Origin of the sequence: Enterobacter cloacae complex sp. IR5450 (genome assembly GCF_049238665.1) — a bacterium.
Lineage (GTDB): Bacteria > Pseudomonadota > Gammaproteobacteria > Enterobacterales > Enterobacteriaceae > Enterobacter > Enterobacter hormaechei_C.
On record NZ_JBMKIC010000002.1, the window covers coordinates 249419 to 262334 of the forward strand.

Genomic DNA, 12916 nt, shown 5'->3' on the forward strand with positions numbered 1-12916 from the left:
TTGCAATCAGGCCGTACGCGCCACCGCGTCCCGTGACGCCGCATCGCGCTCATCGCCGGTCAGCTCGCTCAGCTTGCCGTCGCGCATCTCCAGCAGACGGTCGGCGTGAATGAAGTAGTGATCGTCATGGCTGATGGCAAAAATGGTTTTTCCCATCGCCTGCATCAGCGGCAGCAGGACCTGATAAAACTCGCGACGGAAGTGCGGGTCCTGATCGGCGGCCCACTCATCCAGAAGGATGATGTCGCGCTCTTCGGCCAGCGCCAGCAGCAGCGCCACGCGCTTCTTCTGCCCTTTCGACAGCTTGAGATTCAGGATTTTGCCATCCTGAAGCTCCAGCTTGTGCGACATTTGCAGGTGCGCAAGCCACTTCTCCACCAGCGCCGGATCCGCCTGCTGCCCTTCCGGTCCCAGCAGCCGGTCGAACAGCCAGACGTCGGTAAATACCGCCGAGAAGAGCTTGCGGTAGTCCTCCGGTTTCTCCGCGCTCAGCGCTTTACCATCCAGCAAAATTTCACCCGACTGCGGCTGGTAGAGGCCCGTCAGCAGCATCGCCAGCGTGGATTTGCCGCTGCCGTTACCGCCGATCAGGAACAGGAGTTCGCCGCGGTGAATGGTCAGGTTGATCGGCCCCACTGAGAAGGCGTTATCCTGATAGCGGAAGGTAACGTTACGCAGCTCCAGCGTTTGCCAGTTCGGGAAGGCCTGCGGGCGCGGGAACTCAGCCTTAAACGGCGCAAGGTCGAATTTCTTCAGCTTGTTGAAGGCCACCTGTGCGCTCAGCAGCGTCGGCAGTGCGCCAACGGCCGACAGCAGCGGCGTGCGTAAAAACAGCAGCGTCAGGGAGTAGGTTGCCGCCACGTTGGTATCCGCCCACCCCAGGCTGTTCGCCATCCAGAACACCAGGCCAATCGCGCCCAGCATCATGATGTTGGACCAGTTCACGGCGCTCAGGTGGAACGTATCGGCGCGAATAATGTGATGACGATATTCGTGCGCATCCGGGATATAGAGATGGTTGAAGATATGTTCGGCGCGCTCGCGGTTCAGCGTCAGCTCTTTGCGCCCTTCCAGCACCGTCTGGTAATCGTTATAGAGCTTGTCTTCCGTTTCGCGCAGCACCGCCATGTGCTTATAGACGCGTGATACCAGCAGGAACCCGCCCCAGATGGTAATAACAATCCACAGCGCCGTTACCGCCAGCATTTTGCTGGAGAGCCAGGCGAGATAGGCTGCCGAGCCAAAGGTCAGGATGATCCCCTGCACCAGCTCCGGCAGGCGCACAAAGGCGATGGTAATGGCGCGCACATCGCTGGTCAGCCCCGCCAGCAGAGAAGCACTTCCCAGCTGTTCGATGCGCTCCACTTGAGTATCAAGGATCCGTTTGATGAACTCACTGCGCAGACGGAAAACGAAGTGGTGGCCGAGCGCGGTCAGCGCCAGCTGTGACCCGAGCGTGACTGCCATCAGCAGCAGCAGTAAACCCAGAAATTCCGGCAGGACGGAGAGTGACGTGTCGACCATTTCGATCAAACGCACGTTAATGAAGGCAATCAGGCCGATCCCCAGCGCCGCGCTGGCAAGGCTTAACGCCATCACCGCGATAAAAGGCCAGCGATACTGCCGCCAGACAAGAAGAAGTAGTTGCATGCAGAGCAATCCGGACAAGAAAAATCAGCCAGCAGTGTAAACTGCCTTTCACACACATCAAGAATAATTCTTATTTTTATTCTCTGTACGCTGCCTGGCGGAACGTGAGGTTGTAGCGAAACGCCCCCGCCACCGGGTGATCGCCTGGTTTAAGCGGCTGAATACCGTGATAAAAAAGCCGTGATTCACCGCCCCAGACCACCACATCGCCATGCTCCAGCATCAGCCGTTTGAGCGGGTCGTTGCGCCGCAGGCCGCCAAACTGAAAGACAGCGGGCAGCCCAAGGGATACCGAGACAATCGGCGCGCGCAGGTCCGGCTCGTCCTTATCCTGATGCAAGGAGAGCTTTGCCCCAACTGCATAGCGGTTAATAAGACAGGCATCGGGTCGAAAATCAGGATAGCCGGCCGCCACGGCGGCATCATGACACAGCGCCTGAAACGCCTCCGGCATCGGCGGCCACGGCTGATCCGTCAGCGGATCGTACGCGGCATATACATAGCCCCGCTCATTCGTCGCCCATCCCAGTTCGCCGCAGTTGGTCATCGCCACGGACATGGTATACCCGCCTGGCGTAACCATATGGCGAAACGGCGAACGGGTGGTGACGGCTTTAATGCCGTCGAACAGCGCCGCCGCGCGGGAAAGCGCGAAGCGTCTCAGGATCGTCGCCCCCGGCGCGAGCGACTCCTGCCAGGGTTCAGCATCAGCAAAAAGATCGAGCATTATTCCTCCGGGTTGTTCGCCTCACGTTTCAACAATAGCACCTTACGCGCTGCGCCCCAGCGATAACCCGACAGCGCACCGTCGTTACGCACCACGCGGTGACAGGGGATGACTATCGCCAGTTTGTTGGCACCGCAGGCCCCCGCCACGGCACGTACGGCATTGGGTTTACCAATGGCCTTTGCCACCTGCTGATAGCTTGCCGTTTCACCGCAGGGGATAGCCCGCAGCGCCTGCCAGACCTGCTGCTGGAAGGCGGTACCCCGGATATCCAGCGGCAGCGTCAGCGACGTCGCGCGGCTGTCGACAGAGGCAATCACCTGACGAACACGCCCGGCAAATGCGCCTTCCATCGGTTCACGGACGGCAAGCGGAAACAGTGACAGCAGCTCAGCCGTCAGCCCGGCGTCGTCATCACCCAGCAGTATTGCGCAGATCCCGCGCTCGCTTTCCGCCACCAGACAGCGGCCCAGCGAGCAGTCACTGATGGCATAGCGGACCGCAGCCTCTCCGTTGCGGTACTGTTTTGCCGTCATGCCCAGCGCGCCGTTGGCTTTACGGTAGTAACTGCTGCCGTCCGGAAAGCCAGCGGCCAGTACGGCGTCGGTGATTTTACCGCCCTGTGCAAGCAGGCTGCGCAGGCGTTGTTCACGCGCGGCCTGCTGCCATGCTTTCGGCGTCATGCCGGTGACGGATTTAAACAAGCGGTGGAAATGGAACGGACTCATGGCAACCTGCTGCGCCAGTGCCTCCAGGTTCAGCGAGGCATCCTGTTCAAGCAGTCGACAGGCCAGCGCAATGTTGGCCTTTTTCTGTGCCATTGGGTCGCCCTGGTCCGGCCTACAGCGCTTATAGTGGCGGAAACCCGCCTGCGCGGCCTGGTGAGCATCAGGATAAAAGCAGACATTTTTACGCAGCGCGTGGCGGGCGCGACAGGACGGACGACAATAAATGCCGGTCGTCTGCACGGCAAAGACAAACTGGTTATCCGCACGCGGATCGCGGGCCAGTACGGCCTGCCAGCGATCCTCATCGGTAAGATAGGTTGTGTTTTTCATCATCGGCTCCTCTCACAAGCATACGCTCAGCTTGCCTGAACGCCACCGAACAAAAACCCGCAACCTTGCTTTTTAATTTTTTTCGCTCACCAGGAAGCTGTTGAACTGCGGCGAACTCCAGGTTTTAAATCCGTCAGCCTCTTTAGTGATCATATAGACGGCCAGCCCTTCCTGACGCACTACCTCTTTGGCCTTCTCCGTGCCGAGCACCATCAATCCGGTATCCCAGGCATCCGCCTCCAGCGCGGTTGGGGCTATCACCGTCACGGACACCAGGTTATGGGTAATCGGGCGTCCGGTTTGCGGATCAATCACGTGCGAGATACGTTTGCCATCCAGCTCGTAATAGTTGCGGTAGCTTCCGGAGGTGCTGATACCATGCCCGTTGATGTCGACAATCGCCTGCACCGCGTTTTGCTGATCGGTTGGTTTTTGGATGGCCACTCGCCACGGCCTGCCGCTGGCGTTCATGCCCCGGCTGACGAGCGCGCCCCCGACGGAAACCAGATAACGCGGAATGCCTTCCTGCGCCATCAGGGCCGCGAGATGATCCGCAGCATACCCCTCGCCTACCGTGGAGAGATCCACAAACAGGTCGGGAATATCTTTTTGCAGGTATTGCTGACCATACTGGGAGATCACCGCCAGATGCTGTAACCCTGTACGCGCGCGGGCGTCGTCGATGGCGGCTTGATCGGGTGTAGTCACCGGCTGCTTGTTGGGGCCAAATCCCCACAGGTTCACCAGCGGCCCCACGGTCACATCCATTGCGCCGTTGGTTTTGTAGCCCACGCGCATGGCTTCCGTGACGATATCGGCCATTGCTTCGCTCACCGGCCACAGCGAGGTGCTGCTGGAGCGATTGAAACGCATCAGCGCTGAGTCATTTTTATAGGTAGAGAGTAGCTGATCGTCGGCATCCAGCTGCGCCTGAATTTTACCGCGTAATTCTTCAGCGCGGGATTTATCAATATCCATCACGCTGACGCGCCAGAAGGTCCCCATGGTTTTCCCTTCCAGCACCGTCGCGGCGGGTGCGTCGATTTTTGCGGGCTGTGTGGAAGAGTCACACGCGGTCAGGAGTAAAAAAGTCGCCAGAACGCTGGCGCGTAAAAAAGTCATATCCATTGGTTATTATCCTCATGCCAGGGCGGCAAGAGTACACTAAAACAGCGTATTTGTAAGACCCTAAAAAAGCATGAAAAAAGGGGCCTGTTGGCCCCTTTGTCGCTGTATGAGCAATTAGAACTGGTAAACCAGACCCAGCGCGACGATATCGTCAGTACCGATACCTGCTGCGCGAGTGAAGTCGTTCTCATCAACCAGGTTGATTTTGTAATCAACGTAGGTGGACATGTTTTTGTTGAAGTAGTAAGTCGCGCCAACATCAACATATTTCAGCAGATCCTGGTCGCCGTAGCCGTTTTCCAGGTCCTTACCTTTAGATTGCAGGTACGCCACGGATGGACGCAGACCGAAGTCAAACTGATACTGCGCAACCACTTCGAAGTTCTGCGCTTTGTTAGCCCAGCCCAGGTCGCCCGCACGGGTCGCGTTGTAAGTCTGAGTATACTGTGCAGCCAGGTAGATGTTGTTCGCGTCGTATTTCAGACCACCGGTGTAGGTCTCTGCGCGATCGCCTTCACCGTAGTAGCGCGCAGCGTTCTGGTCAGCAGTACGTTTAGAACTGGTGACTGCCGTACCGATAGCGAAGCCTTCGCCCAGATCATAGGTCAGAGAGCCGCCGTAGCCATCACCGTTCTGACGCAGTGCCTCACGACCGTTGTTGGTCTGGCCTTCGCCGCTTGCGCTGCCGTTTTTACCCTGGTACTGCAACGCGAAGTTCAGACCATCAACCAGACCGAAGAAGTCCTGGTTACGGTAGGTCGCGAAGCCGTTACCACGCTGCTGCATGAAGTTGTCAGAACCGTAGGTATCGCCGCCGAATTCCGGCAGAACGTCGGTCCAGGAAGTTACATCGTAAACAACGCCGTAGTTACGACCATAGTCGAATGAACCCGCATCAGCGAATTTCAGACCTGCGAACGCCACACGCGTCCATGAGTTGTTTTCGTTCTCACCAGAGTTACCCTGGATCTGGTATTCCCACTGGCCGTAACCGGTCAGCTGGTCGTTAACCTGAGTTTCGCCTTTGAAGCCCAGACGCATGTAGGTCTGGTCGCCGTCTGCACTGTCGTCATCAGAGAAATAGTGCAGGCCATCCACTTTACCGTACAGATCTAATTTGTTGCCGTCTTTGTTATAAATTTCAGCCGCATTTGCTGCGCCTGCCACCAGCAGAGCTGGTACCAGGAGGGACAGTACTTTAACTTTCATTTTATTAACCCTCTGTTATATGCCTTATTATTTACCACTGCTTACTGGTCAACCCTCTTAACCAGTCGGCAAGTTCATTCTCCTCAAAAATGCAGAATAATCCAACAGGAATATGATACGAAAACTTTGAAGATGTTTCACTTTGCCACCAAGATGTTTCAATTTGTAAATTTGGAGGAACTTTTACAGAGCATTAATAGTTTAAAAATATAGCACGGATAATCCAAACAAAAATATATCGCATTAAATTCAGCAAATTGCCGTAAAAAACAGTACAGCACTGAATGACAAAAAAATTCCCTTCAACACCACTAAAATAACCCTCGCTATCATCATTAACTTTATTTATTACCGTCATTCAGTTCTGAATGTCTGTTTATCCCTAATTGAACCGGATGCTTCGCATTCGGTTTTTTTTTACCTTTCTTTACGTCACCCTACATTTAATGTGCTACCGCTGGGTAATGATAACGACTATTAACTAAATCCCGAATACGGCTTGCACTTAATTGTTTTTATGCTATCGAAATTAATTTCTTGTTTATTCGTGCTATTTTTCTGCCGGTGCGGCGGCTCATTTATACATTTCACGGGGTTTTGTACACCTTTCACCCGGGGACATTGAAGCCGGTTACCCGGATAAAAAGTCAAGGTTATACCGATAACGACGCTGGAAATTCAGTTATTACCCTTTATACTGCCCTATCCCATTACCGCGCGGCCATTACGGGTTAAACACATCGATGAGTCAGACTGAAACTACCGCCCCGAGCAAATTCTCCCTTCTACCGGGCAGCATCACCCGTTTCTTTCTTCTGTTGATCGTTGTGCTGTTAGTCACAATGGGAGTGATGATCCAGAGCGCCGTTAACACCTGGCTTAAAGATAAAAGCTATCAAATCGTCGATATCACCCATGCGGTGCATAAGCGCATTGATACGTGGCGCTATGCGACCTGGCAAATCTACGACAATATCGCTGCCGCGCCCGCCACCTCATCAGGCGAAGGGTTGCAGGAAACGCGCCTTAAGCAGGATGTGTATTACCTTGAAAAACCGCAGCGTAAGACGGAAGCCCTGATTTTCGGCTCGCACGACAGCGCAACGCTTGAGATGACGCAGCGGATCTCCTCCTATCTGGACACCCTGTGGGGCGCCGAGACCGTACCGTGGTCCATGTATTACCTGAACGGTCAGGACAACAGCATGATCCTGATCTCGACCCTGCCGCTTAAGGATCTCTCGTCGGGCTTTAAAGAGACCACCGTTGGCAGTATTGTCGATTCCCGTCGGGCAGAAATGCTGCAACAGGCCAACGCGCTGGACGAGCGCGAAAGTTTCTCGTCATTACGCCGTCTTGCCTGGCAGAATGGTCACTACTTCACGCTGCGAACCACCTTTAACCAGCCGGGCCATCTGGCGACCGTGGTTGCCTTCGACCTGCCGATTAACGATCTCATCCCACCGGATATGCCGCTGGACAGCTTCCGTCTGGAGCCAGACAACAGCACCCAAAATATGCGCTCGCCGTCGGATAAAGAAGGCGCGGACAGCGTAGCCATCTCATTTAATGGCTCAAAGATTGAGATTGCCTCATCGCTCAACTCAACCGGTATGCGTCTGGTGTGGCAGGTGCCTTTTGGCACCCTGATGCTTGATACTCTGCAAAACATTCTGCTGCCGCTGCTGCTGAATATCGGCCTGCTGGCGCTGGCGCTGTTTGGTTACAGCACCTTCCGTTTCCAGTCGGGCCGCCAGAGCGACTCGACGTCGGTATCAGCCGGGACCAGCAACGAGCTGCGCATTCTTCGTGCCCTGAATGAAGAGATTATTTCCGTGCTGCCGCTTGGGGTGCTCGTTCACGATCAGGAGGCAAACCGCACGGTAATGAGCAATAAAATTGCCGATCACCTTCTGCCGCATCTTAACCTGCAAAATATTACGGCCATGGCGGACCAGCATCAGGGTGTCATCCAGGCCACCATTAATAATGAACTGTATGAGATCCGTCAGTTCCGCAGTCAGGTCGCGTCGCGCACGCAAATCTTCATCATTCGCGATCAGGATCGCGAAGTGCTGGTGAATAAAAAGCTCAAGCAGGCGCAAAGACTGTACGAGAAAAACCAGCATGGCCGCGCCGCGTTTATGCAAAATATTGGCGATGCCTTTAAACAGCCGTTGAAGTCACTCGCCACGCAGATTGCTGATCTGAGCACGCCAGAAAGCCGACAGCTAAGCAGCCAGGCCGATTCACTGGTTCGTCTGGTGGACGAAATCCAGCTTGCGAACATGCTGGAGAATGACATCTGGAAGGGCACCCCTACGCTCTTCTCCATCCAGGACCTGATTGATGAGGTGGTGCCGGAAGTCCTGCCGGTGATCAAGCGCAAGGGACTCCAGCTGCTGATCAACAACCATTTACCGGCCAACGACGAACGTCATGGCGATCGCGATGCCCTGCGTCGCATCCTGATGATGTTGATTCAGTATGCCGTCACCACGACGCAGATCGGCAAGATCACCCTTGAAGTCAGCACCGATGAGTCCACCGACGATCGTCTGACGTTCCGCATCCTGGATACGGGCGAAGGCGTGACCGTGAGCGAAATTGATAACCTGCACTTCCCGTTCCTGAACGATACCCAGCGCGACCACTACGGTAAGGCGAATGCCCTCACCTTCTGGCTTTGCGATCAGCTGGCGCGTAAGCTGGGCGGTCATCTGAACATTAAGGCGCGCGAATCCCTCGGCACCCGCTACTCTTTACACGTTAAAATGGCGGCGAATCCACAGGAAGAGGATGAAGAGCGTCTGCTGGACGATGTGGTGGTGATGGTGGATGTGACCTCCAGTGAGATCCGAAATATCGTCGTTCGTCAGCTGGAAAACTGGGGTGCGTCCTGCATTACCCCGGACGAAAGGCTCGCGAGTCAAGAATTTGATCTATTTTTAACTGATAATCCGTCTAATCTTACTGCCTCAGGCTTGCTTTTAAGCGATGATGAGCCAGGCGTGCGGAAAATCGGCCCTGGGCAGCTGCGCGTCAACTTTAATATGAGCAATGCAATGCAGGAAGCTGTATTACAACTGATTGAAGAGAATCTGGCGCAGGAAGAGATCCTGGAGTCACCGTTAGGCGGCGATGAAAATGCCGAACTCCATGCCAGCGGATATTATTCGCTCTTCGTTGATACAGTACCAGATGATGTTAAGCGGTTGTATACTGAGTCCGCTGCGCAGGATTTTGCAGCGCTGGCACAGACAGCACACCGGCTTAAAGGGGTGTTTGCCATGCTTAATCTGGTTCCCGGCAAGCAGTTATGTGAAACGCTGGAACATCTAATTCGTGAGAAAGATGCCTCTGGCATTGAAAAATACATCAGCGACATTGACGCTTACGTCAAGAGCTTGCTGTAGCAAGGTAGCCTTATACATGAACAATATGAACGTAATTATTGCCGATGACCATCCGATTGTACTGTTCGGTATTCGCAAATCACTTGAACAGATCGAGTGGGTGAATGTAGTCGGTGAATTTGAAGATTCCACAGCCCTCATTAACAACCTGCCTAAACTTGATGCGCACGTGCTCATTACCGATCTCTCCATGCCTGGAGATAAATACGGTGATGGGATCACGCTCATCAAATACATTAAACGCCACTTCCCGGACATTTCGATCATTGTTCTGACCATGAACAATAACCCGGCGATCCTGAGCGCCGTTCTGGATCTCGATATTGAAGGGATTGTGCTGAAACAAGGCGCACCTACCGATCTGCCAAAAGCGCTGGCGGCGCTACAGAAAGGGAAGAAATTCACTCCTGAAAGCGTCTCACGCCTGCTTGAAAAAATCAGCGCGGGTGGTTATGGCGACAAGCGTCTCTCGCCTAAAGAGAGTGAAGTTCTGCGTCTGTTCGCTGAAGGTTTCCTGGTCACTGAAATCGCCAAGAAGCTGAACCGCAGTATTAAAACCATCAGTAGCCAGAAAAAATCCGCGATGATGAAGCTGGGTGTGGATAACGATATCGCCCTGCTGAACTATCTCTCTTCCGTGACGCTGAGCGCAACGGACAAAGACTGATCTTCGCTGTCTATGCCGGGTGGCGCTCGCGCTTACCCGGCCTACAAACCCCGCAGGCCCGCGCAAGCGCAGCGCCGCCGGGCACATAAAAAAGGCCCTTTCGGGCCTTTTTTATTGTCTCGCTTTTCGTACCCGCTCCGCATAGACGGATAGCGTCTGCTTCAGTACATCCAGCGTGACCGGCTTCGACAGGCAGCTGTCCATTCCCGACTCCAGACAGCGCTGCTTCTCCTCCGCCAGCGCGTTGGCTGTCACCCCCACCACCGGTAGCGTCAGCCCCAACTGTCGGATACGCTGCGTCAGACGGTAGCCGTCCATGTTAGGCATGTTCACATCGCTGAGCACAATATCAATATGGTTCTTACTTAAGACATTCAGGGCATCCACGCCATCATTGGCCGTTTTACACTGATAGCCCAGAGAGCCAAGCTGGTCTGCGAGCAGACGACGGTTAATCGGATGATCGTCGACGACCAGAATCATCATATCGTCATTCACCGACGCCAGCTCATCAGGGGAAGCCAGCACGGTGGCGCCGTCGCTGTCTTCAAGCTGCACGCTGTAAATGCGCGCCAGCAAGCCCAACAGCTCGTGCGGTGTCGCCACGCTGTGCACCCATACCCCAGGCGAACGCTCAAGCGGAATACCGATATGACGGCGGCAGAACATCACCACGCCGCGCCCCGCCCACGCCTGTTCCGGCTCAACGTCGGTGATCAGCATGTCATCCGCGCCCGGCGTCTGGCCTTCGTAGCGCGAAACCCGCACGCCGCTGCTGGTCAGCATTGAGGTCAGGAAATCATGTAAGGAGGCGTTGTGCACCGCCAGCCAGCAGTGCTTATCGCTCAGGCCGTCGACCGTGGTTTTCGCCGGATAATGCGCCGAATAGAGCGGAATACGAATGGTGAACTGGCTGCCCATACCCGGCTCAGTATCGACAGAGATATCCCCGTCCATCATGCTGATAAGCTTCTCGCAAATAGCCAGACCAAGCCCGGTCCCCTGGAAATTACGCTGGACGCCGGTTCCCACCTGGAAGAACGGATCGAACAGGCGAACAACTTCTTTCGCCGGAATCCCCACCCCCGTGTCGCGCACGCGAATGGTCAGGTACTCCCCTGCCCGACAGACGTGCAGCACAATACAGCCGATATCGGTGAATTTGATGGCGTTGCTCAGCAGGTTTGAGATGACCTGTTGCAGACGCATCGGATCGCCATGCAGCGTCAGGGGCACATCCGGCTCGATAAAGCAGTACAGCCCAAGCTGTTTACGCACCACCAGCGGCAGATAGTTGGCGCAGATATGGTTCATCACCTCGCGCGGGGAGAACTCGCGCGGCTCTATTTTCAACTGCTCGGATTCAATTTTAGAGAAGTCGAGAATATCGCTGATGATTTTCAGCAGCAGGCTGGACGAGTTGTTCATGGCCGTCACCAGCCGGTCGACCCCTTTCGGCAGCTCTTTGGTCTGGAGCAGATCGAGGTTACCGATAATGCCGTACAGCGGCGTACGCAGCTCATGACTGACGGTCGCGAGGAACATCGATTTCGACTGACTGGCCTGCTCCGCCGCCTGCGCCATATCCTGCAACGACTCTTCCATTTTCACGCGCGCAGAGACGTCCACCAGCACGCAAATCGCCACGTTTTCATTACGGTAGCGCGAATGGACAAAGCTGATTTGCAGGTTGGTGTGGGTGCTGGTCAGCACATCCACAAAGTTAACCTGTTGCCCACAGATGATCTGCGTTAACCGCTGACGGTCTTCATGCGTTAGCATGTTCAGGTAGTTATGGGCAAGCTCGTTACTGAGGATATTTGTCCCGTCCTGAGTACGCAGGATGCAGATCCCCACCGGTGCCGAGGCGACAATTTTACGGTTAAACTGCTCGTGCTCCTCCAGACGCTGAGCATCCGCCTCCGCCGGAATAAAGATCCGCCGCTCATACATTCTCGCCAGCATAAACAGCGCGACGCCTACCGCGATGTTCAGCAAAATGGCGTTAAGGATCAGGATGCGAATGCGCTCCAGGACCTTGTCCACCGGCAGCGAGTAGACAATGCTCAGCGACGATGGCGGTAAACTTTTCTTCAGCACCAGCTCGCGGAACCCGGAGGTATAGCCAAACCATGACCGCTCCTGCATCCAGCTGGGTTCCACCTTCAGGCGGTTTTCAGGCCCGGTAAGGGAGATGAGCGGATGGCCGTTTTCATCCAGAATGGTCACGCCCATCGGCAGACTGCCCGGCGTGAAGAAGTTTTCCATGCGGATGGTTTGTTCAATCCCCAGCAGCGCTTGCAGGCGGTTTCCGAGGTAAACCGGAGTCAGGGCATAGAAATAGCCGACCCCCATGCGCGGCCCCTGGCTTATCCAGAAGATGTTGTTCCCGCGCTCTTCCTGAGGCGCATTACGGTATTTCACTATGCGCTCATGCAGGCTTTTCAGCGCGTCTTCGCGTTCGACGGGCATATCCCGCAGGCCGAAATCCGCCATGCAGAGATTTTCGTTGCTAATCAGGTAGACACGGTTCAGATCGTAAGCGGCCGAGAAGTTATCGCGCCAGTAGCGCATAAACCATGACAGGGACTCCAGTGAACCACGCCAGGCTTTGCCCATGGCGGAACAATCGGAATCCGGGAAGAGCGGTTCGAAATCAGGCACTTCGGTTTTTTCATCCCGACCGCGGATGGCAAGAATGCCGTTCTCCGCCGTCAGTCGATTCTCAGCAATATACTTAAGCTCTTTCATCACGTCAGACGTACGCTGGATATAGCGCTGAGCCTGATCCGAGCTCAAATTAAACTCCTGGCGGATCTCCGCTTCTTTCTGGTGTAACGCGTTAACGATGTAAAACACCGAGAGCAGTGCCACCAGCAACCATAGCAGTAGCGCAAGCGCCCGAAACAGATAGCGGGAGACTTTTAACGTGGTACGAAAGGAGACGAGGTATTTCAAAGGGGCGAGGCTCCGCCGTCGGGGTCAAAAAGAATGTGGTTAAGGTAGCGGTAAACGCGGCTTGTCGCAACGTTCACTTGTCTGCTTGCGCAAAACAAAAGGG

General features: G+C 55.0%; 8 protein-coding genes. 2 read left to right on the plus strand and 6 right to left on the minus strand.

The genetic code is table 11. The annotated features are described in order from the left end of the window. Nucleotides 1–6: 6 nt before the first annotated feature. From ACOTYB_RS03475 to ACOTYB_RS03495, 5 genes are all read right to left on the minus strand, one after another. Nucleotides 7–1650, minus strand: coding sequence for a multidrug ABC transporter permease/ATP-binding protein (locus tag ACOTYB_RS03475; RefSeq protein ID WP_003859392.1), 1644 nt, complete (start codon nt 1648–1650; stop codon nt 7–9). 76 nt (nt 1651–1726) lie between these two features. After that, a complete protein-coding gene (gene alkB, locus ACOTYB_RS03480; protein WP_045343033.1) occupies nt 1727–2377 on the minus strand; it encodes a DNA oxidative demethylase AlkB in 651 nt (216 codons plus the stop codon). Beyond that, complete coding sequence (ada, locus tag ACOTYB_RS03485) at nt 2377–3435, minus strand: bifunctional DNA-binding transcriptional regulator/O6-methylguanine-DNA methyltransferase Ada (RefSeq protein WP_220153882.1); 1059 nt, start codon at nt 3433–3435, stop codon at nt 2377–2379. Before ada ends, alkB begins: the two co-directional genes overlap by 1 nt. A gap of 72 nt (nt 3436–3507) precedes the next feature. Then, complete coding sequence (apbE, locus tag ACOTYB_RS03490; RefSeq protein WP_023300605.1) at nt 3508–4563, minus strand: FAD:protein FMN transferase ApbE; 1056 nt, start codon at nt 4561–4563, stop codon at nt 3508–3510. A 114-nt stretch (nt 4564–4677) separates the two neighbouring features. Then, the gene (locus ACOTYB_RS03495; RefSeq protein ID WP_047055377.1) at nt 4678–5772 is read right to left on the minus strand and encodes a porin OmpC; all 1095 of its coding nucleotides are present in this window, start codon (nt 5770–5772) and stop codon (nt 4678–4680) included. A gap of 743 nt (nt 5773–6515) precedes the next feature. On the opposite strand from ACOTYB_RS03495, the gene rcsD reads away from it, so the two are divergent. Next, nucleotides 6516–9188, plus strand: a complete 2673-nt coding sequence (gene rcsD, locus ACOTYB_RS03500; protein WP_003859403.1) for a phosphotransferase RcsD — start codon at nt 6516–6518, stop codon at nt 9186–9188. Nucleotides 9189–9204: 16 nt separating this feature from the next. Next, entirely contained in the window at nt 9205–9855 is a 651-nt protein-coding gene (rcsB, locus tag ACOTYB_RS03505) for a response regulator transcription factor RcsB (RefSeq protein WP_003859405.1), read from the plus strand. Between the two features lie 111 nt (nt 9856–9966). On the opposite strand, the gene rcsC is transcribed toward rcsB, so the two are convergent. After that, a complete protein-coding gene (gene rcsC, locus ACOTYB_RS03510) occupies nt 9967–12813 on the minus strand; it encodes a two-component system sensor histidine kinase RcsC (protein WP_022651523.1) in 2847 nt (948 codons plus the stop codon). Nucleotides 12814–12916: the final 103 nt, after the last annotated feature.

What these genes read in the sequence shown, in the direction of transcription:
- ACOTYB_RS03475 (WP_003859392.1), bottom strand. Translation starts at nt 1,650, where the DNA reads ATGCAACTACTTCTTCTTGTCTGGCGGCAGTATCGCTGGCCTTTTATC.
- alkB (WP_045343033.1), bottom strand. Translation starts at nt 2,377, where the DNA reads ATGCTCGATCTTTTTGCTGATGCTGAACCCTGGCAGGAGTCGCTCGCG.
- ada (WP_220153882.1), bottom strand. Translation starts at nt 3,435, where the DNA reads ATGAAAAACACAACCTATCTTACCGATGAGGATCGCTGGCAGGCCGTA.
- apbE (WP_023300605.1), bottom strand. Translation starts at nt 4,563, where the DNA reads ATGGATATGACTTTTTTACGCGCCAGCGTTCTGGCGACTTTTTTACTC.
- ACOTYB_RS03495 (WP_047055377.1), bottom strand. Translation starts at nt 5,772, where the DNA reads ATGAAAGTTAAAGTACTGTCCCTCCTGGTACCAGCTCTGCTGGTGGCA.
- rcsD (WP_003859403.1), top strand. Translation starts at nt 6,516, where the DNA reads ATGAGTCAGACTGAAACTACCGCCCCGAGCAAATTCTCCCTTCTACCG.
- rcsB (WP_003859405.1), top strand. Translation starts at nt 9,205, where the DNA reads ATGAACAATATGAACGTAATTATTGCCGATGACCATCCGATTGTACTG.